This window comes from Brevundimonas sp. ALps5 (assembly GCF_058681645.1).
Genome location: NZ_CM178744.1, coordinates 3,882,832 through 3,901,317 on the forward strand (window position 1 = coordinate 3,882,832; position 18,486 = coordinate 3,901,317).

The 18,486-nt window shown below is 65.6% G+C and carries 20 protein-coding genes and 1 pseudogene; 17 read left to right on the forward strand and 4 right to left on the reverse strand.

Annotated elements, in window-relative coordinates; translation table 11 throughout:
• Nucleotides 1-50 precede the first annotated feature (50 nt).
• Nucleotides 51-749, reverse strand: a complete 699-nt coding sequence (locus tag ACW172_RS18550; protein WP_248117516.1) for a hypothetical protein — start codon at nucleotides 747-749, stop codon at nucleotides 51-53.
• 374 nt (nucleotides 750-1,123) lie between these two features.
• Here ACW172_RS18550 and ACW172_RS18555 point away from each other — a divergent pair, with 374 nt between their 5' ends.
• Together ACW172_RS18555 and ACW172_RS18560 are read left to right on the forward strand one after the other, a co-directional pair.
• Nucleotides 1,124-3,295, forward strand: coding sequence for a ParB/RepB/Spo0J family partition protein (locus tag ACW172_RS18555; RefSeq protein WP_492032890.1), 2,172 nt, complete (start codon nucleotides 1,124-1,126; stop codon nucleotides 3,293-3,295).
• A gap of 145 nt (nucleotides 3,296-3,440) precedes the next feature.
• The gene (locus ACW172_RS18560) at nucleotides 3,441-3,857 is read left to right on the forward strand and encodes a hypothetical protein (RefSeq protein WP_248117521.1); all 417 of its coding nucleotides are present in this window, start codon (nucleotides 3,441-3,443) and stop codon (nucleotides 3,855-3,857) included.
• Here the strand turns inward: ACW172_RS18560 and ACW172_RS18565 are convergent.
• Entirely contained in the window at nucleotides 3,838-4,431 is a 594-nt protein-coding gene (locus ACW172_RS18565) for an AAA family ATPase (protein ID WP_248117523.1), read from the reverse strand. The two genes, ACW172_RS18560 and ACW172_RS18565, sit on opposite strands and share 20 nt — an antisense overlap.
• A gap of 53 nt (nucleotides 4,432-4,484) precedes the next feature.
• Nucleotides 4,485-6,152, reverse strand: coding sequence for a DUF262 domain-containing protein (locus ACW172_RS18570; RefSeq protein WP_248117525.1), 1,668 nt, complete (start codon nucleotides 6,150-6,152; stop codon nucleotides 4,485-4,487).
• A gap of 816 nt (nucleotides 6,153-6,968) precedes the next feature.
• On the opposite strand from ACW172_RS18570, the gene ACW172_RS18575 reads away from it, so the two are divergent.
• The 4 genes from ACW172_RS18575 to ACW172_RS18590 all read left to right on the forward strand — a co-directional run bounded on the left by ACW172_RS18575 (nucleotide 6,969) and on the right by ACW172_RS18590 (nucleotide 9,606).
• Complete coding sequence (locus ACW172_RS18575) at nucleotides 6,969-7,286, forward strand: DUF736 domain-containing protein (protein WP_227439335.1); 318 nt, start codon at nucleotides 6,969-6,971, stop codon at nucleotides 7,284-7,286.
• A gap of 389 nt (nucleotides 7,287-7,675) precedes the next feature.
• The gene (locus ACW172_RS18580; protein WP_248117527.1) at nucleotides 7,676-8,518 is read left to right on the forward strand and encodes a DUF932 domain-containing protein; all 843 of its coding nucleotides are present in this window, start codon (nucleotides 7,676-7,678) and stop codon (nucleotides 8,516-8,518) included.
• A 274-nt stretch (nucleotides 8,519-8,792) separates the two neighbouring features.
• Nucleotides 8,793-9,071: a transcriptional regulator domain-containing protein gene (locus tag ACW172_RS18585; protein ID WP_248117529.1), complete on the forward strand. Its 279-nt coding sequence runs from the start codon at nucleotides 8,793-8,795 to the stop codon at nucleotides 9,069-9,071.
• Nucleotides 9,072-9,117: 46 nt separating this feature from the next.
• A complete protein-coding gene (locus tag ACW172_RS18590; protein ID WP_248117531.1) occupies nucleotides 9,118-9,606 on the forward strand; it encodes a DUF2285 domain-containing protein in 489 nt (162 codons plus the stop codon).
• Between the two features lie 54 nt (nucleotides 9,607-9,660).
• On the opposite strand, the gene ACW172_RS18595 is transcribed toward ACW172_RS18590, so the two are convergent.
• Complete coding sequence (locus tag ACW172_RS18595) at nucleotides 9,661-10,575, reverse strand: LysR family transcriptional regulator (RefSeq protein ID WP_492032891.1); 915 nt, start codon at nucleotides 10,573-10,575, stop codon at nucleotides 9,661-9,663.
• A gap of 81 nt (nucleotides 10,576-10,656) precedes the next feature.
• Here ACW172_RS18595 and ACW172_RS18600 point away from each other — a divergent pair, with 81 nt between their 5' ends.
• The 11 genes and pseudogenes from ACW172_RS18600 to ACW172_RS18650 all read left to right on the forward strand — a co-directional run bounded on the left by ACW172_RS18600 (nucleotide 10,657) and on the right by ACW172_RS18650 (nucleotide 18,485).
• Entirely contained in the window at nucleotides 10,657-11,289 is a 633-nt protein-coding gene (locus ACW172_RS18600) for an NAD(P)-dependent oxidoreductase (protein ID WP_248117534.1), read from the forward strand.
• A gap of 194 nt (nucleotides 11,290-11,483) precedes the next feature.
• The gene (locus ACW172_RS18605) at nucleotides 11,484-11,753 is read left to right on the forward strand and encodes a helix-turn-helix transcriptional regulator (protein ID WP_248117535.1); all 270 of its coding nucleotides are present in this window, start codon (nucleotides 11,484-11,486) and stop codon (nucleotides 11,751-11,753) included.
• Complete coding sequence (locus tag ACW172_RS18610) at nucleotides 11,754-12,848, forward strand: replication initiator protein A (RefSeq protein ID WP_248117536.1); 1,095 nt, start codon at nucleotides 11,754-11,756, stop codon at nucleotides 12,846-12,848.
• Nucleotides 12,845-13,498, forward strand: a complete 654-nt coding sequence (parA, locus tag ACW172_RS18615; protein ID WP_248117537.1) for a ParA family partition ATPase — start codon at nucleotides 12,845-12,847, stop codon at nucleotides 13,496-13,498. The genes ACW172_RS18610 and parA overlap by 4 nt, the downstream gene beginning before the upstream one ends.
• A complete protein-coding gene (locus tag ACW172_RS18620; protein WP_248117538.1) occupies nucleotides 13,495-13,749 on the forward strand; it encodes a hypothetical protein in 255 nt (84 codons plus the stop codon). The genes parA and ACW172_RS18620 overlap by 4 nt, the downstream gene beginning before the upstream one ends.
• Complete coding sequence (locus ACW172_RS18625; RefSeq protein ID WP_248117539.1) at nucleotides 13,746-14,267, forward strand: DUF2840 domain-containing protein; 522 nt, start codon at nucleotides 13,746-13,748, stop codon at nucleotides 14,265-14,267. Before ACW172_RS18620 ends, ACW172_RS18625 begins: the two co-directional genes overlap by 4 nt.
• Nucleotides 14,264-14,809 carry a S26 family signal peptidase gene (locus ACW172_RS18630; protein ID WP_248117541.1) on the forward strand — a complete coding sequence of 182 codons (546 nt, stop codon included), beginning with the start codon at nucleotides 14,264-14,266 and terminating at the stop codon, nucleotides 14,807-14,809. Before ACW172_RS18625 ends, ACW172_RS18630 begins: the two co-directional genes overlap by 4 nt.
• A 68-nt stretch (nucleotides 14,810-14,877) precedes the next feature.
• Complete coding sequence (locus ACW172_RS18635; RefSeq protein ID WP_248117543.1) at nucleotides 14,878-15,213, forward strand: DUF736 domain-containing protein; 336 nt, start codon at nucleotides 14,878-14,880, stop codon at nucleotides 15,211-15,213.
• A 4-nt stretch (nucleotides 15,214-15,217) separates the two neighbouring features.
• The gene (locus ACW172_RS18640; protein ID WP_248117545.1) at nucleotides 15,218-16,144 is read left to right on the forward strand and encodes a lytic transglycosylase domain-containing protein; all 927 of its coding nucleotides are present in this window, start codon (nucleotides 15,218-15,220) and stop codon (nucleotides 16,142-16,144) included.
• Between the two features lie 292 nt (nucleotides 16,145-16,436).
• Nucleotides 16,437-17,024: pseudogene (locus ACW172_RS18645) on the forward strand (hypothetical protein); the annotation flags it as partial.
• Between the two features lie 339 nt (nucleotides 17,025-17,363).
• Nucleotides 17,364-18,485: a DUF3363 domain-containing protein gene (locus ACW172_RS18650; RefSeq protein WP_492035019.1), complete on the forward strand. Its 1,122-nt coding sequence runs from the start codon at nucleotides 17,364-17,366 to the stop codon at nucleotides 18,483-18,485.
• The last annotated feature ends 1 nt before the right edge of the window (nucleotide 18,486 follow it).

Sequence of the window (18,486 nt, forward strand, 5' to 3'; positions counted from 1 at the left end):
TCTCCCTCATTGTTGTTATGTCACGTCGTCCGCCGCCGAATCTCGAAGGGTTACCCTGCGACTGCGATCGGCTTCACATCCCTGACCTCGCCGCGACTTCCGACCAGCGCGATCTCGATACCGGCCAACGCGCAGCGCGGCGCCAGTCGCTCCGCAAGACGCAAGGTGCTTTCCGTGAACGGCACGACCGCGACCTGACGCCCTTGCGATGGCGTCGCCATCAAAAGACCGACCGTCTCGCACAGCCCTTTGTAGAGCCGGGACACCTGTCCCGAATGCCGTGTGTTGATGATCCCACCCTTGCATTCTGCCGAAATGACCTGGCTGCCGACCTCCGCGACCACATCCCCCAAACCCGACTTGGGATTGACGGTAATCTCCTGGCCCGCAGCATTCCGATAGAGGCCGCCATAGCTGGTGGTGCCGATGCTGGAAACCTTGGCGAAGTCACGCCGAAGCAACCAGCCTGAGAAGTCGAACTGCTTGCCATGTTCTCCATCGGGGTGGACGCGGACATGACGGGTGTCCTGGGTTCGCAAGAGGTGCATGGCGTAGGCGACCATCACCGCCCCTTCATAGAGATGGTGTTCGTGCTCCCCGCTGGATTTTCCAATGCGGTTTGGTGGCGGCGAAAGCGCCGTGACGAGATCTTCAAAGTCCACAAAAATTCTCCCGTATCCGATGAACTGAGAGGTATCTGCGCTACCCATCAAGACCGTTAAAGTAATAGCAGAGCCATGATGAAGCATTCATGCTCCGCGATGTTCATGTCTGCCCAGACTAAATACGCACAAATATCTATTGAGGGGAATGTTTTCCCCTGCGGTCGAGCCAAGGTCTCGTCCGACCCCTTCTGCGGGGAAACCCCGCAACGCCCCAAGACGATACGGCGATCAGGATGCACGGTTCTCCGGTTTCTCGGCTTTGCACATCCTGATCCGATTTTTTGTCCCCGGCTCCCGCTGACGCTCACGCCGGGCGGGTTGCTTGGGGGCGCCGCCCCCTGGCGCGGTCAAGGGTGAAGCGCGGCAAGCCGCGCCGGCCGGGGTGGTCTCCCCGACCTTCCGCGCGGATGGGATGTTCAGCACATCCGTCATGACGGACATCCGCTTGTGCAGGTCGGGTGATCCCCCTCCACCCCGGCCGCCCTGGCCCTTGCACCCCCCGGTCTCGCCGACGGGCAGGGTTTCAGCGCGGCGCTTCGCTGCGCGAAACCCAAGCCCATAGGAGAAAGACCATGACGACCCCTGCCAATGAGACGACCGCCATCCCCGTTGCCGTGACCGGCGCGGAAGTGTTCATCCCGCTCAACAAGCTCAAGAAGCATCCGAACAACGCCCGCAAGACGCCGCACAGTGAGGCGTCCATCGAGGCGAAGGCGGCGAGCATCCACGCCAAGGGCATCCTGCAGAACCTCGTGGTGGAGCCGGAGCTTGACGCCGAGGGAGCCGCGACCGGCTTCTATCTCGTCAGCATCGGTGAAGGCCGCAGGCTGGCGCAGTTGCTGCGCGTGAAGCGCAAGCAGATCAAGAAGACCGAACCGATCCGCTGCGTCATCGACACCGTGAACGACGCCAGCGAAATCAGTCTGGACGAGAACGTCACGCGCGAAGACCTCTCGCCCGCCGACCAGTTCGAGCGCTTCCGCGAGCTTGCCGAAACGCGCGGTTGGGGTGCGGAGGATATCGCCGCCCGGTTCGGCGTGACCGCCCATGTCGTGCGCCAGCGGATGCGTCTCGGCGCTGTCAGCCCCAAGCTGATGCAGGTCTACCGTGACGGTGGCCTGACCTTGGAGCAGTTGATGGCCTTCGCCATCGTGGACGATCCGGCCCGGCAGGAGCAGGTGTACGAGAACCTGTCGTGGAACAAGGACCCCTCGACCATCCGCCGCGACCTGACCCGGATGCACATCGCGGCGACGGATCGGCGGGCGGTCTTCGTCGGCGCGGAGGCCTATACCGAAGCGGGCGGCGTGATCCTGCGCGACCTGTTCACCGAGGATCGCGGCGGCTTCTATGAGGATGCCGCGCTTCTGGACCGGCTTGTCATCGAGAACCTGCACGAAATCGCGGAGAGCGTGAAGGCCGAGGAAGGCTGGAAGTGGGCCGCTGCCCATATCGACTATCCGCACGGCAACGGCCTTCGCCGCACCTATCCGCATCCGGTGGCCCTGTCAGAGGAAGACGAGGCCGCCTATGCCGCCGCGCAGGGAGAGTATGAAGCGCTGACCGAGCAGTATGACAGCGCCGAAGAACTGCCCGAGGACGTGGATCAGCGGTTCGGGGAGTTGGAAGCCGAGATCGAGCGCATCGACGCCTTGCGTCATGCCTATGATGCCGACGAGATCATGCGCGGCGGTGTGTTCGTCATCCTCTCCCATGACGGGGAAGCCCGCATCGAGCGCGGTTTCATCCGGGCCGAGGACGAGCAGCCGGCCCCCGAGGATTATGCAGACGGTGACGGTGGCAGCGTGGTGGACGGCGTTCGCGTCACCGGTGACGGCGAGATCATCGAGGACGGCGACCGTGACGGGGACGGCAACGGCAACACCGTTACCGCATCGGAGACCGAGGACGAGGATGTCGGGGATGCGGGCAAGCCGCTGTCGGACCTTCTCGTCCGCGACCTGACCTCGCATCGGACGCTGGGCCTTCGCCTTGCGCTGGGCGAGCAGCCGGACATGGCGCTGATCGCCGTCACCCATACGCTGGCGGCGCAGACCTTCTATCGCGGGGCGGATGCTGCCTGCCTCGAAATCCGCCCGACCAGCAGCGCCCTTGCATCCCACGCGGATGGCATCGAGGACACGGCGGCGGGAAAGGCGTTAGCGGATCGTCATGCCGGATGGGCGGCGGACATGCCGCGCGACGTGGCCGACCTGTGGGGCTTCATCGCCGGTCTGGACCATGCCAGCGTCATGGCGCTGTTCGCCCATTGCGCCTCGCTCACCGTCAATGCCGTGAAGCAGCCTTGGGAGCGCAAGCCCCATGCCCATGCGACGGCCGAAAGGCTGGCGACGGCGGTGGCGCTCGACATGACGGCGCACTGGACGCCCACCGTTCGGACCTATTTCGGTCGCGTCACCAAGGCGCACATCCTCGCCGCCGTGCGCGAGGCCGTCAGCGACGCGGCGGCGGAGCGGATCGCGGGCTTGAAGAAGACGGACATGGCGGAGGCTGCCGCACAGCTTCTGGCTGGAACCGGTTGGCTTCCCGCCGTCATGAAGACGGCGCGGCCCGCGTGGCTGGGCGAGGCGCAGCAGGACGGTGACGCCTTCCAGATCGCCGCCGAGTGAGGACCGGGCCGGGATCGCATCAGCGGTCCCGGCCTTCCTTCCGCCCGACACCCCAAAATTCCGGTCGCGCGGTGTTCACCGCGCGACCGGCCGACCTCGACTGTTCGATGACTTCGACCGTCATCGCCGCTATGGAGACTCCGTCATGATCGCCGTGATGTTGATGAGCGTGGCCTTGATCGCGGGACTGTGCGTCCTGGCCTATACGCTCGCCGTGTATGCGCTGCCCTTCATGCTCTCCGTCGAAGCGGCGCGCATGGCCTACGCCACCGGCTCCGGCCTGATCGGCGCGGGCCTTGTCGGCCTCGTCGCCGGGTCCGCCGCCTATGGCCTGCTGGTGTTCGCCTTCGCGTCGCTACGCTCGCCGGTCCTGCGCCTGATCGTGGCGCTGGTCTTCGCCGCGCCCGCCGCCGTTGCGGGCTACGCCCTTGTCCACGGCGTCACCGGCGAGGCCATGCCGTCAGAGGTCTGGCGGCAGATTTTCTGCGTCATCGGCGGCAGTGTCGTCGGGGCGTCGGCATTGGTGCGGTTGGCCGATTCGTCTATCGACCCGGCGCGTTGAAAGCTTCGAGAGACGCAAGCACGAAGTCTGCTCGTGCCGCTGGCGTCGTCTTCGGAAGCGGCACAACTTCATATCCCAAGCTCGGGAACGCTTGTGCGAGCCGATCATATTCGGCGACCGCTTCATCGAAATCGTGCTTGCGATCCGCGTCAGTGACATAAATCTCCGACCACGGCGGCGTCACGAACACGCGCCGATGATAGCGATGTGCCATGCAGAGCGAGCGCAGCACCGGCTCGCCGGTCAGATCTTCCAGAGCCGACGCGGCATCGACAAGGCCGCGATCAAAGAACGTCCAAGCTTGGTTTGCCGCCGCCGCCGCCCTGTCCGCTAGCGCCATGTCGATCGCACGGCGCAGGAACGCTTCCAAATCGATCCACGGCAGCGCCGTTCCGCCGCTGGCGATCTCTTCGGCTATAATACGGCGGCCCGGTTCCTCGACCACCGCGTGGCCTAACGCCGCCAGTTTCGCCAGCACCGTCGATTTACCACCGCCCGAACAGCCCGAGAGGACTACAAAGGTCGCGGATGCGTCTTTCCGTTCGACAAGGCTGGCATTGTCATCAGCGCTCATAGATCAAGGGACGCAAACATGCGGCCTCCATTCTGCCGGATCGAAACCGCTTCTCATTCGAAGGCGACGGCTTCCTCTTCGTAGTCGTCGTCACGCGACGGTTGACCGTCTGTGTCGATCTGACGGCTGATAATCCGCTTGCTCAGTTCCTCGCTGACCAGCTTCGCCCGTTCGGCAAGGAACGTGTCGTAATCGTTCTCCCACACGCCGAAGTCGTCCAGGTCGCCGATCAGATGCGAGGCCATAGTCTTGTCCAGCGCCTTGTTCGATTTCTTGAATGTCTTCATGTAGGTCGCAGGCGGCTTGGCGCGGATTTCTCGCTTGTTCAGATAGTCATCGACGATGGTGATGTTGAGGATGTTGTTGATCCGCCATTCCTCGACATTCTTTTTGCCGAGATAGGTGCGCGGGAAGAAGTGGTGATAATTCTTGCTGTTGGCCTGTTTCAGCCAATAATTGCGAATGCTGACGATGGAATCGTCGTTGAACGATTTCGGCTCGTGGAAGGCGTAGAGGCACAGGATCGCCTTGATCGAGCTGCGTCCTGCGTTGAACCATCCATTTTCCAGCAGGAAGTCGGGCGAGATGTCCACCGCCCAATCATAGTCGGGTGACTTGTCTTTCAGGATGCGGTCGATCCGGCGAACGTCCTGCGCGAGCTTGCTTTCGACCGCCGACGAGTAGCGCCCCCCCAGCGAACAGCGCCAGAAAAAATCTTCGAGCAGCGGACGCTGCGCGGCAGACGGCTTGTCCGGGTGATGGAAGAAGAAATATGCGAACGGCACGAGCAACGTATTGTACGGCAGCAGTTGCGACACCGGGATGCGGTAGCTGTTGCGGAAGAACTCAACGGCCCGCTCGAACGCATCGGTGGCACGGGGCCACGTGTCGATGAATGCGGTCTTGCCGAGCTTGAGGATCGTCTGCTTCTTGCACTCCTTAGTCAGGATCAGCGACACCAGTTGCAGGAGCGTCGCGTCGGAGACGGTTTCGTAGTCGAGCGGCTCCAGTCTGGCGACCAGCTCATCGAACTTCTCCGCCAGATCGAATTCGCGCGGCTCGTCATATGTTTTCGCGACCATTATCTCGAACACGCTAAGCGGCTTGCCGCCAACATTAATGCGCGTGAAGATTTCGGTGGCGACGTCGATCGGCACGTCCTTCACAAGGATGATCGAGAAGTCATAGGACTCGATCCGGCGCCGGTATTCCGATAGTCGCTCGTGATAGTCGGCCGGGTAGGCCGCGAGCGTCTTGAAGCTGCCGTGGATCAGGTCGCGCAGCCTGATCCACGTTCCGTCCGCCAGATCGGCGACCTCCGTCACGACGATCTGATCGTCCTCGCCTGCGTCGAGGTTGATGAACATGTCGGCGAAGTCGTCGGTCTTGCCCGAGTTGCGCTCGACCTTGATCCCGCGCAGCGCAGCGTAAAGGCTGGTGAGACGCTGCTGGCCGTCGAGTACGAATGAGACGGTTTCCCCGTCTTTCGGCTCCGGCAGAGGCGTGTTGCCGAGATCGCGGACGCTGCGCAGGCGGTCTTTCGTTGACCAGAAGATGAAAGTGCCGACCGGATATCCTTTGAGGACGCTGTCGAGCAGGGCGGCGGATTTCTGCATGGTCCAGACGAAGTCTCGCTGGAATTGCGGAATCTTGACCTGACCGCGCTCAATGTCGGTCAGAAGATTTGTGTAGTTCGAATGGGTCGGACTCGGCAGTATCATGTAATCGTTGCTCCCCGGTCGGCGTGTATCGCTTTTGGCCGAGTATCGTTCAACAGCCGACGTGATGCGAGGGGCAAATCCGGGTGTCCCCTGCGGGCCGCGCTCTCGGCTGCGCCGGAACCACGCCGACGGCGCGTGTCCGCCATTCGGCTTCGATCGCTGACACGAAAGGCGGCGTTGTAGCCCTTCCGCTGATGATGCCCCGCTCAGACGCGCGAGGGTGCAGAAATATCCGTTCAAAGCAACGGCGGCAGGACCATGACGACGGTTTCTCCGGTCTCGGTAGCGACATCTCGCCGGGTTGCGCGCGTGGATTCTCGGATCGCCCGTGGGTAAGGACGGTCACGCTGCTCAGCCTGACAATGGTCTCCGGCCTGCCAACGCCGGTGCTGTGATGAAGGCGAAGATCAGGAAGCACCCAAGCCCGCCGGTGAACATGAGCGGACCTTGCCATCGAAGGTCAGGCGTAAAGTTGACTCGACCGAAGGTTTGCGAACGTTTCCGGTGAGTGGCGCGGGGACCGACCGCCACCAGTGCTGTGTTCCTCCGATTTCGTTGACAGCCACGCCCACGGCGTCCTCGAATGGATTGGGTCTGACCGAAGACCGGCTGCGCCTCGCTCGTCTTCCCGCAACGTCCGTCGCCAGCTTTTTTCCGCCGCGCGCAGGCGCGCTTTGCATCGCGAGACAAAAAAGCTGCCGCCGTCCGCCGTACATTGCATTCCCGCCCTGACGGGTGCGGGGCCGATCGTCCCCGGTCGCACGACCACCATCGAGGTCGCGACAGGCGCGGCCGGATGCGAAAAGGAACACGGCAATGGCGACCATCGGCACCTTCACCAAGAACGAAAACGGCGCGGGCTTCACCGGCGCAGTCAAGACCCTGACCCTCAACGTCAAGGCCAAGTTCGTCCCCACCGAGGGCGAAAGCGAGCGCGGCCCCGACTTCCGTATCTTCGCAGGGGCTACAGAATTCGGTGCAGCCTGGAAGAAGACCGCCCGCGAGACGCAGCGCGAGTACCTCTCCGTCAAGCTGGACGATCCGAGTTTTCCCGCACCCATCTACGCCAGCCTGGTCGAGGGCGAGGACGGCGAAGCCCATAACCTCATCTGGTCCCGCCGCAACGGCGACTGAGCCGGACACGCCCCGAAGCCCCGCTCACCGGAGCGGGGCTTCGTCATGGTCATGGCGGTCACCGCCTGTCAGGGAATGCGGCGATCAGGATGTACGGTTTTCAGGTTCCACGGCTTTGCACATCCCGATCAGATCCTGATGCCCGGCGCCCGTTGGCGCTCATGCCGGGCGGGTCTGGCTAGGGGCGCTGCCCCCGCGCGTTGCAAGGGATCGCTGACGCTCGTCCGGGCCGGTGTCCCCGGCCTTCCTCCACGTCGTTCCTCCGTTCCGTGCAGGCCGGGTGATCCCCCTCCGGCCCGGCCGCCCTTGCACCTTGCTACCCCGGTCTCGGCGACGGCCAGGGTTGCAGCGCAGCGCTGCGCTCCAACCCAGACCCACGGAGACAGATCATGTATCATCAACTCGCCACCCGGTTCGGCCGCAACAGCCACCAGATCAGCGGGCGCGAAGCCCTCGACAACGAAGCCCTTTACCGCCACGTCCCGTCCGTTTTCGCCCGCGAGGCGCATGACAGCCGGTCGGACCGCTATGTGTACGTCCCCACCATCGAGATCGTGGAGGGGCTGCGGAAGGAAGGATGGTTTCCGTTCTTCGCCGTGCAGTCGGTGCCGCGCGACGGCAGCCGCCACGGCCACGCCAAGCATATGCTGCGCCTGCGCCGCGATGACGGCATCGGCAAGCCCGAGGCGGCGGAAGTCATCATCGTGAATTCACACGATGGAACGTCGGCCTATCAGATGTTCGCCGGGATGCTGCGGTTCGTCTGCACCAACAGCATGATCGCGGGCGAGCGCTTCGAGGAAGTCCGCGTCCCCCACAAGGGCGGCATACAGGATCAGATCATCGAAGGGGTCTACACGGTCGCCGAAGACTTCCCGCGTCTGATCGATGCGACCGAGACGATGAAGGACACCCGGCTGTCGCACGACGAACAGCGGGTATTGGCCCAGGCCAGCCTTGTCGCCCGCTATGGCGAGGACGAAAGCCCCGTCCGCCCCGATCAGATCATCGCCCCGCGCCGCCGCGAGGATGTCGGGCAAAGCCTGTGGACCACGTTCAACGTCATTCAGGAGAACATGATACGCGGCGGGCTGGACGGTCGCCGCACCAATGCCGAGGGCCGTATTCGTCGCAGCCAGACCCGCGCCATCAACGGCATCGACCAGAATGTCGGGCTGAACCGCGCGCTGTGGACGCTGGCCGAAGGGATGCAGCGCCTGAAACGCGGATGATCGTGGAGCCGTGCAGCCGGGTTTCCGGTTGCACGGCTCTGCTTATTTGCGGCTATCCGATTTTCCGCCGATCCGTCGATCCGGATCGGCGGCGCGGCCGTGTCGATGCCACGGCCGCCGCTCGCCGGGCTGCGCCCGGCTCGCCAAAACACGTCTGCTATGTTAAGTCATGATTCACCAATATTGATCGCAATGCGCGATCTACATATCCGATAACGCTGACTTCAAAGTATATCGGAAGTTGTGGACACTTCGTCTTTCCAGCGCTGATCCCATGCTGGAAGAAAGAGGTGACGCCATGCCAGGATTCGATTGGCGCGCGCCGGCCGCCTATGGACATGCGCAAAGCATTCCTGCCGCCGGCTTCGCTTGGGAGTATCTCCGCCGCGACGACGAGTATCGCCGCGATTTCCATCGCATGAAACGGATATCCGGTCACGACACCGAAGCGCAGACCGCGTTCTCCAACCGCTGGGGGTTGCGATTTCGCGGCGGACCCGGACCAGCCCGCCGATCGCGCATCGCTCTTCTGGACACCTGCGCTCCAGCCTGACGCCTTCGAACTTCGCCCCTCTGGCGATCCGCCCGGTGACTTCGCCATGCCCGTCGTGCTGCCGGGGCTTCCCGGTCTGGCTGCACGACCGGCCGTTGACAGAGCCTGGCACGGTCTCTGGCGCGGATCGGGCGAGGAACATCGCTTCTGGCTCGCGAACGCTCCGCCCGAAGGTCCGACAGGCTTCGTCGTCATCCTGCCGCTCGACACCCTGTTCGAGTTGCGCGCCGAAGCGGCGTTGCGCTTCTGGCTGGCGCTGGCCGGACGCCCGCCCGGCGACCGGCGGCACGACCTGCCGACGCAGACCCGCGACCGGCATATCCTGATCCTGCGCGCGCTCGACGCAAAACTGGCCGGGGCCAGCTACCGCGTCATCGCCGAAGCGCTGCTCGGATTTCGCGGCCGGTCCAAGAACGACTGGGAAGTCAGCCCCTTGAAGAACCAGGTCCGCCGCCTCGTTGCGGACGGCCTGTTCTACATGCGCGGCGGCTATCGCGATCTGCTGACCTATCCCATCAAACGAAGCCGTCGATAGCGGATGAGAATGTTCGCTGATCGTCTCGGAATGCCGTGGGGCCCAATTCTGCGTTTACATCGCGAAATGGCGAAGCAGCGCATCCAGACCGAAGCGGACCTTGGCCAGTCGGGATGCGCGGTCCGGCGTCAGCGCGGATATTCGCAGATCGGGGATGGTCCAGCCGGGAAGCACAGGCCGCAGTCGGTCATCTCCCATGGCAAACGCTATATCGCGTCCCGCCAGCACGGCTACGCCGGCGCCGGCTTCGCAGAGCGCCTGAAGCGCGTCCTGTGTGCTGCCGATGCCTCGGACGGCGTTTCTGTCGAGACGGATACGATGGGGCGCACCGCAAGGGTCGATAACATCCAACGCCGCGCCACGCGTATGGTGGGCCTCCAGCACCAGCCAGTCGAGCGCCTTGAGGCGCTCGAGATCGGGCCGCCATTCGATCCGTTCCAGATAGGACGCCGCAGCGACGAGATGGACGGGCAGACCGCCGAGCCGTTTGGCGACCCAGTCCGTGTCGGCCAGATGTCCGACGCGGATGGCGATATCGCAACGCTCTGCATTCAGGGCGACGGTGTCGTCCGTCAGGGAAAGCGTCAAACGCAGATCGGGATATGTCCGCAGCAGCGGTGCAAGGGCCGCCGCGATCGGCTTGCCGAAGCCGAGTGGCGCCGTCACGCGCAGATCGCCTCTCGGCGTGTCGCGTGCCGCATCGACACCCGACATCGCGGCTTCGGCGTTGTCCAGCATCGCACGGCAATGTTCGAAGAATCGCAGCCCGTCTTCCGTGGGCTGAAGGCGGCGGGTCGTGCGCGCCAGCAGGCGAATGCCGGTCTCCCGCTCCAGGGCGCGGATATGCTGGCTGACGGCCGACGGCGACATCTTCAGCCGCTCCGCCGCCGCGACCATCGAGCCAGCCGAAACCACCTGTGCGAACACAGCCATCTGGCGCAGCGAATCGATCTTGAAGTGTGGCTTCATTCTATTGTCGAGAATAGATCGTTGTCTGCATAATGGCGACCCTTCATGTTCGCGCCATTTGCACAGCAAGGGGCCAGGATCATGAAAATCGCAGTTCTCGGCGCGACGGGCGCCACCGGACGACACGTTCTCACGAAGGCATTGGGGCGAGGATGGGAAGTCCGTGCTCTGGCTCGTGATACAGCAGCCGACTTGCCAGAGGGCGAGCGGTTGACGATCGTACGCGGCGACGCGCTCGATGCCGACGCCGTTGGCCGGACCGTCGCAGGGACCGACGCCGTCATCGGCCTGATCGGCGCCCGGATGGGACGTGATCCGGCGCTCCTGCGTCCGAACAGCACGGCGGTCCTCGTTCCGGCGATGAAGGCCGCTGGCGTGGCACGATTGGTGGCGGTGACGACGGTCGGCGTCGCCGCAACGCACCCGCACCAGAGCTGGGCTTCGCGAGCCCTGCTGCCGCTCATCGTGGGTCGCGCTCATCTCGACCAGGCCGGACAGCAGGAAGACATCATCGGGGCAAGCGATCTCGACTGGGTCATCGTGCGGCCGCCACGGCTCGTCGATGACGGCATGCCCGATGCGTTTCGTCTGGGGGAAGCACTCCCAGTCGCCTTTTCCGCCACCGTTGGACGAAGGGCGTTGGCGCAGGCGCTCCTCGACCTCGCGAGCGCCACGACGCCATCACGACAGGCGTTGACGATCCTACGCCACTAGCGCGCTGCGCATTCATCGACCGCCGAGTCTACGCCAACCTGCCTGAAGGTCTGCCATCTAAGATCGGTCATCGGGGGTGCCGGAATCGCACCCCCCTGATTCTGGCACGCTGCAAGCCGCCGATCCTCCGCCACGGTTCGCCATAGCCCGCTGTCGCCACCGACAGCCGCCGAACCCGACCCGGAGGTCCAATCATGATCGACCCGAAGACGGGGCTGCCGCCCCGTTTCCTTCGCACGCCCGATGCAGCGCGCTTTCTCGGCATCTCGCTGCGGACGCTGGAGAAGCACCGCACCTATGGCACCGGGCCGACCTACCGCAAGATCGGCGGGCGTGTCGTCTATGCGCTGGAGGACTTACAGGCCTGGACGGCGGTCGCCGCCCGCAAATCCACCACCGACAAGGATGCCGGCCGGGTCTTCCCGGCACGGCCCCTGACACCCGCCGAACGGGGCACACGCTGAATGTCGGGCGGTCCATCCCATGATGCCGGACGGCGCGCTCAGCGCCTGATCGGCAGCGAGCGGGCGCGGCTCGATCCCTTCGTCGTCGCGACGGGCGATGCGTCGCCCCGCGATCAACGCGACCTGATGGAGCGCCCGTTCTTCTCGCTGTCGAAGACGCCGCGCACCAGACCCATCCTCTACAAGGCTGCCGACATCGAGGTGCAGGTGCTCGGTATGCCCGAGCATGGCATGGCGACCATCTGGGACGCCGACGTGCTGATCTGGGCAGCCAGCCAGATCGTCGAGGCCGAGAACCACGGCCTGCGCACCTCGCGTTTCTTCCGCTTCACGCCGTATCAGCTCCTGCGCGGCATCGGCCGCGATACCGGCAATCGCCAGTACCAGTTGCTGAAGGCGTCACTGGCGCGGCTCCAGTCCACCGTCATCGCCACCACCATCCGCAACGGCGTCCATTGGCGACGGCGGCAATTCTCCTGGATCAACGAATGGGAGGAGATGACCACCCATGACGGACGCGTCGAGGGTATGGAGTTCGTCCTGCCCGAATGGTTCTACAATGGCGTGGTCGATCGCTCGCTGGTTCTGACCATCGACCCGGATTACTTCCGGCTGACGGGCGGGATCGAACGCTGGCTCTATCGCGTCGCCCGCAAGCACGCCGGTCGCCAGCCGCATGGTTGGCTGTTCGAGGTCGCCCATCTCCACGAGAAGTCCGGCAGCCTGGCCCGGATTTCGGATTTCGCGCTGGATCTTCGGCGCATCGTCGCGCGCCAGCCGCTGCCCGGATACCGCCTCGACATCTGGCGCGAGGGACGGCGCGAATACTTGCGCATCCGGCCCGTCGAACAATTCACAGTGCCTGTGGATAAGGCTGTGGAAGCCATCGGTACATCAGGCGCAAAGGGTATCGGCACATCAGGCGCAGCCCTATCGGTACATCAGGCGCACGGACCGCAGTTAAACCTTTGGCCCGAAACGGGGAATCCGACTGCTAACTTAGAGTCTAATAAAGAATCTAACTCTTCTTCTTTGACGGGCGTACGCGCGAGCCACGGTGCCAGTGCCGCCGGGCGATCGAGGCGCGTGCCATGATCGTCGCCCTGCTCAACCAGAAGGGCGGCGTCGGCAAGACCACGCTGGCCCTGCATCTGGCCGGAGAATGGGCGAGGACCGGCAGCCGCGTCACGCTGATCGACGCGGACCCGCAAGGCTCGGCGCTCGACTGGTCGCAGCAGCGGGCGCGTGAGGGCTGCCCACGGCTGTTCGGTGTCGTCGGCCTGGCCCGCGACACCTTGCACCGGGAAGCGCCCGAGCTGGCGCGCGATGTCGATCACGTCGTCATCGACGGCCCGCCGCGCGTCGCCGGTCTGATGCGTTCGGCGCTGCTCGCCGCTGACCTGGTGCTGATCCCGGTGCAGCCATCGCCGTTCGACGGCTGGGCCTCGGCCGAGATGCTGGCGCTGCTGACGGAGGCGCGCATCTACCGGCCCGAGCTGGCCGCACGCTTTGTGCTCAATCGCTGTGGCGCGCGAACCGTCATTGCCCGCGAAACGACCGAGACGCTGGCCGACCATGATACGCCCTTGCTCGCCTCCACGATCGGCCAGCGCGTCGTCTTCGCCGATGCCGCGCAATCTGGGCGCCTGGCATCGGAGATCGACGCCGACAGTCCGGCCGCGCGCGAGATCGCGGCGCTCGTGAGCGAGATCGACCGCCTCGGCATCGGAGGGATCGCGCCATGAGCGAACGATCCCCGAAACGCGGCTTCGCGGCGCGGCCCGCCGATCCCGAGAGCTGGGTGAAGTCCGCCGAACCGCCATCGGCCCGCACGAACGACGGCGCGGCGTTCACCGCGCGGCTGACCATCGACATCACACCCGACCTGCGTGGCCGCATCAAGATCGTCGCGTTCCAGCGCGGCGTCACCGTCGCCGACATGCTGCGCGGTCTGCTCGCGCGCGAATTCCCCACCACCGAAGGAGACCCATCATGACCGGCACCGCGGCTCCCCGCGTGCGCGGCGGCCCCGTGCCGTCCGCGCTTACCTCCGACGACCTGACCCATGTCGAACTGACCCATATCGAGAAGAAGATCGAGCACTGGGTTCGCTTCGGTCGCCTCGCCGAAGAAACCATCATCGACCGGCGGCGGCGCATCTTCGCGTTCCGACCCGGTGCGATCTTCGCCTTCGTCCGCTGGGCGTCCAACGACTTCGGCACGATCATCTCGCGAATCGACATCGTGCGCGCCGTGGAGCCGCACGAACCCTATCAGACGCTGCCCTTCGTGCGGCCCGGCGGCGACATCCTGCTCAAGATCGACGGTTGGCCCAAGGTCGAACAGGTGCTCCGGCACATCGACGCCGTCCAGGCGATCGGCATCGATCCGGAGGATGTTTCGTCCGACCATTGGCGGCACGTCCACAACCGTTTGACCGCCGGACACGAGCCGCGAGCTTACAGCGCCGACCAGCATCGGGCGTTCCTCAAGCGTCGGAGCGTCGCGCCATGACCCGCTTCGGCTATGTGATGGTGACCTATTTTTCGATCACGGGCGTCGCCATCGCGTCCTTCGTTCCGACGCCGACCCGACTGGTCTGGAACGTCTCCGCCAGCGCGCCGATCGGCCTCTACGCCATCGATCCGCCCGGCGACCTGACCGTCACCGATCTGGTCGCAGTCGATCCGCCTGAACCGCTCGCCGACTTCATGGTGGATCGCGGCTATATCGGCCGTGGCGTGCCGCTCTTAAAGCGCGTCATGGGACTGGCGGGGCAGGAAGTCTGCCGCGTCCGCCGCACGATCACGGTCGATGGCGTGGAACTCGGCACGGCGCTCGACCGCGACCGCTCGGGCCGGGAGCTGCCGGTGTGGAACGGTTGCCGCCGCATCGGCGGTGACGAGATCTTCCTGATGAACGCCGATGTCCGCGACAGTCTGGACGGCCGCTATTTCGGCCCGATTCCGGTCAGCGCCGTCACCGGTCGCGCGACGCCGATCTACACCGACGAGGCCGGCGATGGTCGCTTCGTCTGGCGCGCCGCGACGCGCTGACCGCCACGTTTCCGGCGGGCGCGGTGCTCGCTGGCTTCCACCCAACCCCCAGCATCGAGGAGACTTCCATGCCGCAGATCGGTCAATTCACGCGCGAGACGACAGGCTTCGTCGGGCGCGTCCATACGCTCACGCTTTATCGCGAACTCACCATCGTGCCGGCCGAGCCGTCCGATGCCGAGAACGCGCCTGACTATCGCATCCATCACGGCGCCGATGACGGGCCGGAGATCGGCGCGGGCTGGAAACGCACCGGCGAGCGCGCCGGCGAATACATCTCGCTGCTGATCGACGATCCGGCCTTGCCGCAGCCGATCCGCGCCAACCTGTTCCGCGACGACGACGGCGGAGCCGTCTGGTCGCTGCACTGGACGCGGCCCGTCAAGCGCAGCGAGCGGGAGTGACGCCATGCGCTATCCCTCCAGAAGTGCGCGCCTGCTGTCCCGTCGAAGTCCCATCCCTTTGTTCGCGAACAGGCCGTCTCATCCCTTCGTCCCGCTCGACGATCCGTTGGCCGGCGCGCGCAGCGAAGGTCAAGGGCGATCGAAGATCGGCGCTTCGCGCGCACCCTTGACCGCAGCGAGCACACTGGCAGGCTGGCGTCGATGCGGAGACAGAACGCCCATCCGATCAGCGGTCCTTTTGCTTTCCGGCGTGCTCGCCGTCGCGATGCCGCTGCCCTGTCAGGCGCAGCCCGAGCCGGTCCAGCGCCAATCCCAAGCCGATCCTCATGCCGCGCACATCGCCGAGGCGGCGCAGCGGTTCGGCATTCCGGCGGCGTGGATCAGGGCCGTCATGCGCGTCGAAAGCGCCAATGACGTGCGGGCGATCTCGCCCAAGGGCGCGATGGGTTTGATGCAGATCATGCCGCCGACCTGGGCGGATTTGCGCGCCCGCCATCGGCTCGGCGGCGATCCCTACGATCCGCGCGACAACATTCTGGCGGGCGCGGCGTATCTGCGCGAGCTGCATGACCGCTACGGATCACCGGGGTTTCTGGCCGCCTACAATGCCGGTCCCGGTCGCTACGAAGAGCATCTCGCGGGCCGTCCGTTGCCCGCCGAGACCCGCGCCTATGTCGCCACGCTCGCCCCGCAGATCGACGGCGACGAGATCACCGCGCCGGTCGCCGTCGTGTCGGCCGATCCCCGATCCTGGACCCGCGCGCCGCTGTTCGTCGCGCAGGCCGAGCGCACAGCATCCGCCGATCCTGTGCAGCCCGACGCGCAATCCGGCGACACTTCTGGTGCAACGCCGGTGCGCGATCTCTCCGCGATCGTGCCGCAGCCGGGCGGCCTGTTCGTCGCCCGACCGGAGACGGGAGGGCCGCGATGAGCATGGCGCGAGGGAGCGGCCGGCAGCCCTTTCCAGTGTGCAGCGGGAATGGGTGGGGTCAGGCGGAACCAGGGTCAGGAGGGGCAGAAGGGGTAGGAAGGCGGGAGGGCAAGATTAAAGCGGACGGCACCCCATGGGTCCGATCCCGGGGCCAAGCCCTTGTCTGCACACTGTTTGGCGCGGCACCGTTGCCGGGCCTGCATGGTGCCGCGAGGCGCGGTAAAGCCAGTATCTGCCGCGTTATTCACGGCACTCTTGCCGGAAATCGGCGGCTTTGGGTGGATCGGCGGCCATGAGCGCGGACGACGACAACCGCTTCCGCCCGAAGCCCGGCCGCATCCGCTCCGATGCGTCGAAGGCGGGCCAGGCGAAGAGCTTCCTTACCAAGGTCCGGAAGATCGCCCGCCAGCAGGGCGCGGCCTCCGGGCAGGTCTCGCGCGGGAGCACCGGAGCCTCCGGCAAGCCGGGACGCAACGGCGCGGTCGCGTCCGGCCGGGGCGTCAAGCGCGGGCGTGGCGCGGCCTTCGTCCGTTCGCGCAACCTGTCGAACGGCTGGAGCCATCGCCAGCCCGGCAGCCGCCGCGTCATCGTCAAATCGCGCTCCGTCCGCGCCGCCGGCAAGAGCGGCAAGGCCGCCGCCCATCTGCGCTACATCCAGCGCGACGGCACCTCGCGCGATGGCGAGCGCGGCCGGCTTTATTCGGCGACCGAGGACCGCGCCGATGGCGACACCTTCCTCGATCGCGGCAAGGACGATCGTCACCAGTTCCGCTTCATCGTCTCGCCGGAAGACGGAGCCGACATCGAAGACCTGACCGGCCACACCCGCGACCTGATGCGCCAGCTCGAAGCCGACCTCGGCACGAAGCTCGATTGGGTGGCGGTCAACCACTTCAACACCGGTCATCCCCATGTCCACGTCATCGTCAACGGCCGCGACGAACTCGGCGAGGATCTGGTCATCAACGGCGACTATCTCGCCAACGGCATCCGCGAACGGGCGAGCGAGTTGGCGACGCTGGAACTCGGTCCCGTCACCGAGATCGAGCAGCGCCGCAAGCTGACGGTCGAGATCAATCAGGACCGCTTCACCCGCATCGATCGAGCGATGCTGAACGAGGCCGATGGCGGCGCGCTCGACCTGCGCCATGCGCCCGACGATAGGCGCGGCCAGGAAGACCGGACGCTGCGCCTCCGCCGTCTCGGCAAGCTGGAGAAGATGGGCCTCGCCGCCGAACCGACGCCCGGCGTCTGGGAATTGAGCGGCCGGCTGGAGCCGACGCTGCGCGAGATGGGCGAGCGCGGCGACATCGTCCGCACCATGCAGAAGGCGATGCGCGCCGAGGGTCATGACCGCGATCCGATGAGCTTCCGGATTCACGATACCGCGCCGGCGACGCCGATCGTCGGCCGCGTGGTCGACAAGCATCTCTCCGACGAGTTGGGCGAGAACCTGACGCTGGTGATCGACGGCATCGACGGCCGCACCCACCACATCTCCGGGGTCGATCAGGCGAAGGTCGCGGACGCCCGCATCGGCAGCGTCATCAAGATCGGCGCGACCGACGCCGGACCACGCCCGGCCGACCGTGCCATCGCCGGCATAGCCGAGGACGGCATCTATCGGCCGAGCTGCCATCTGGAGCAGGCCCGCTTCGATGGCCGTGTGCCCGGCGGCGACTATGAGGGGTTCGTCGATGCCCATGTGCGCCGGCTGGAGGCGCTGCGCCGAAACGGGATCGTCGAGCGGATCGACGCCGACCAATGGCGCATCCCGCAGGACTTCGAGGCGCGCGCCGCCGCGCACGATGCGGGCCAGGGACGGCAGCTTAACATCCGCGTCCTCTCGACCTTCGATCTGGAGACGCAGATCACGGCGGATGGCGCGACCTGGCTCGACCGGAAGTTGGTCGGGCGCGGGCCGTCCGATGTCGCGCCGGCAGGGTTCGGTCAGGAGGTCAGTCAGGCCATGGACCGCCGACACGAGCGCCTGATCGAACAAGGCGACGCCACGCGCCAGCAGAACGGCCGCGTCCTCTACCGGCGCGATCTTCTATCGACGCTGGAGACGCGTGACCTGGCACGCGCCGGAGCGGAGTTGGCGGCCACCAAGCAGATAGCGTTCCGCGCCGCCGGGGACGGCGAGACGGTCAGCGGCACCTTCACCGGGACCGTCCAGCTCACCAGCGGCAAGTTCGCCATCGTCGAGAAGAGCCACGAGTTCACGCTGGTCCCGTGGCGGCCGGTGATCGATCGTCAGCTCGGCAAAGAGGTGACGGGAATTGTCCAGGGCGGATCGGTGTCGTGGCAGATGGGGCGGCAACGCGGACTTGCGATGTGAT

Coding starts and splice junctions, on each gene's coding strand:
- ACW172_RS18580 (WP_248117527.1), top strand. CDS start 7,676: ATGTATCATCAACTCGCCACCCGGTTCGGCCGCAACAGCCACCAGATC.
- ACW172_RS18560 (WP_248117521.1), top strand. CDS start 3,441: ATGATCGCCGTGATGTTGATGAGCGTGGCCTTGATCGCGGGACTGTGC.
- parA (WP_248117537.1), top strand. CDS start 12,845: ATGATCGTCGCCCTGCTCAACCAGAAGGGCGGCGTCGGCAAGACCACG.
- ACW172_RS18585 (WP_248117529.1), top strand. CDS start 8,793: ATGCTGGAAGAAAGAGGTGACGCCATGCCAGGATTCGATTGGCGCGCG.
- ACW172_RS18620 (WP_248117538.1), top strand. CDS start 13,495: ATGAGCGAACGATCCCCGAAACGCGGCTTCGCGGCGCGGCCCGCCGAT.
- ACW172_RS18595 (WP_492032891.1), bottom strand. CDS start 10,575: ATGAAGCCACACTTCAAGATCGATTCGCTGCGCCAGATGGCTGTGTTC.
- ACW172_RS18635 (WP_248117543.1), top strand. CDS start 14,878: ATGCCGCAGATCGGTCAATTCACGCGCGAGACGACAGGCTTCGTCGGG.
- ACW172_RS18565 (WP_248117523.1), bottom strand. CDS start 4,431: ATGAGCGCTGATGACAATGCCAGCCTTGTCGAACGGAAAGACGCATCC.
- ACW172_RS18650 (WP_492035019.1), top strand. CDS start 17,364: ATGGGCCTCGCCGCCGAACCGACGCCCGGCGTCTGGGAATTGAGCGGC.
- ACW172_RS18600 (WP_248117534.1), top strand. CDS start 10,657: ATGAAAATCGCAGTTCTCGGCGCGACGGGCGCCACCGGACGACACGTT.
- ACW172_RS18610 (WP_248117536.1), top strand. CDS start 11,754: ATGTCGGGCGGTCCATCCCATGATGCCGGACGGCGCGCTCAGCGCCTG.
- ACW172_RS18575 (WP_227439335.1), top strand. CDS start 6,969: ATGGCGACCATCGGCACCTTCACCAAGAACGAAAACGGCGCGGGCTTC.
- ACW172_RS18590 (WP_248117531.1), top strand. CDS start 9,118: ATGCCCGTCGTGCTGCCGGGGCTTCCCGGTCTGGCTGCACGACCGGCC.
- ACW172_RS18570 (WP_248117525.1), bottom strand. CDS start 6,152: ATGATACTGCCGAGTCCGACCCATTCGAACTACACAAATCTTCTGACC.
- ACW172_RS18625 (WP_248117539.1), top strand. CDS start 13,746: ATGACCGGCACCGCGGCTCCCCGCGTGCGCGGCGGCCCCGTGCCGTCC.
- ACW172_RS18605 (WP_248117535.1), top strand. CDS start 11,484: ATGATCGACCCGAAGACGGGGCTGCCGCCCCGTTTCCTTCGCACGCCC.
- ACW172_RS18550 (WP_248117516.1), bottom strand. CDS start 749: ATGCTTCATCATGGCTCTGCTATTACTTTAACGGTCTTGATGGGTAGC.
- ACW172_RS18630 (WP_248117541.1), top strand. CDS start 14,264: ATGACCCGCTTCGGCTATGTGATGGTGACCTATTTTTCGATCACGGGC.
- ACW172_RS18640 (WP_248117545.1), top strand. CDS start 15,218: ATGCGCTATCCCTCCAGAAGTGCGCGCCTGCTGTCCCGTCGAAGTCCC.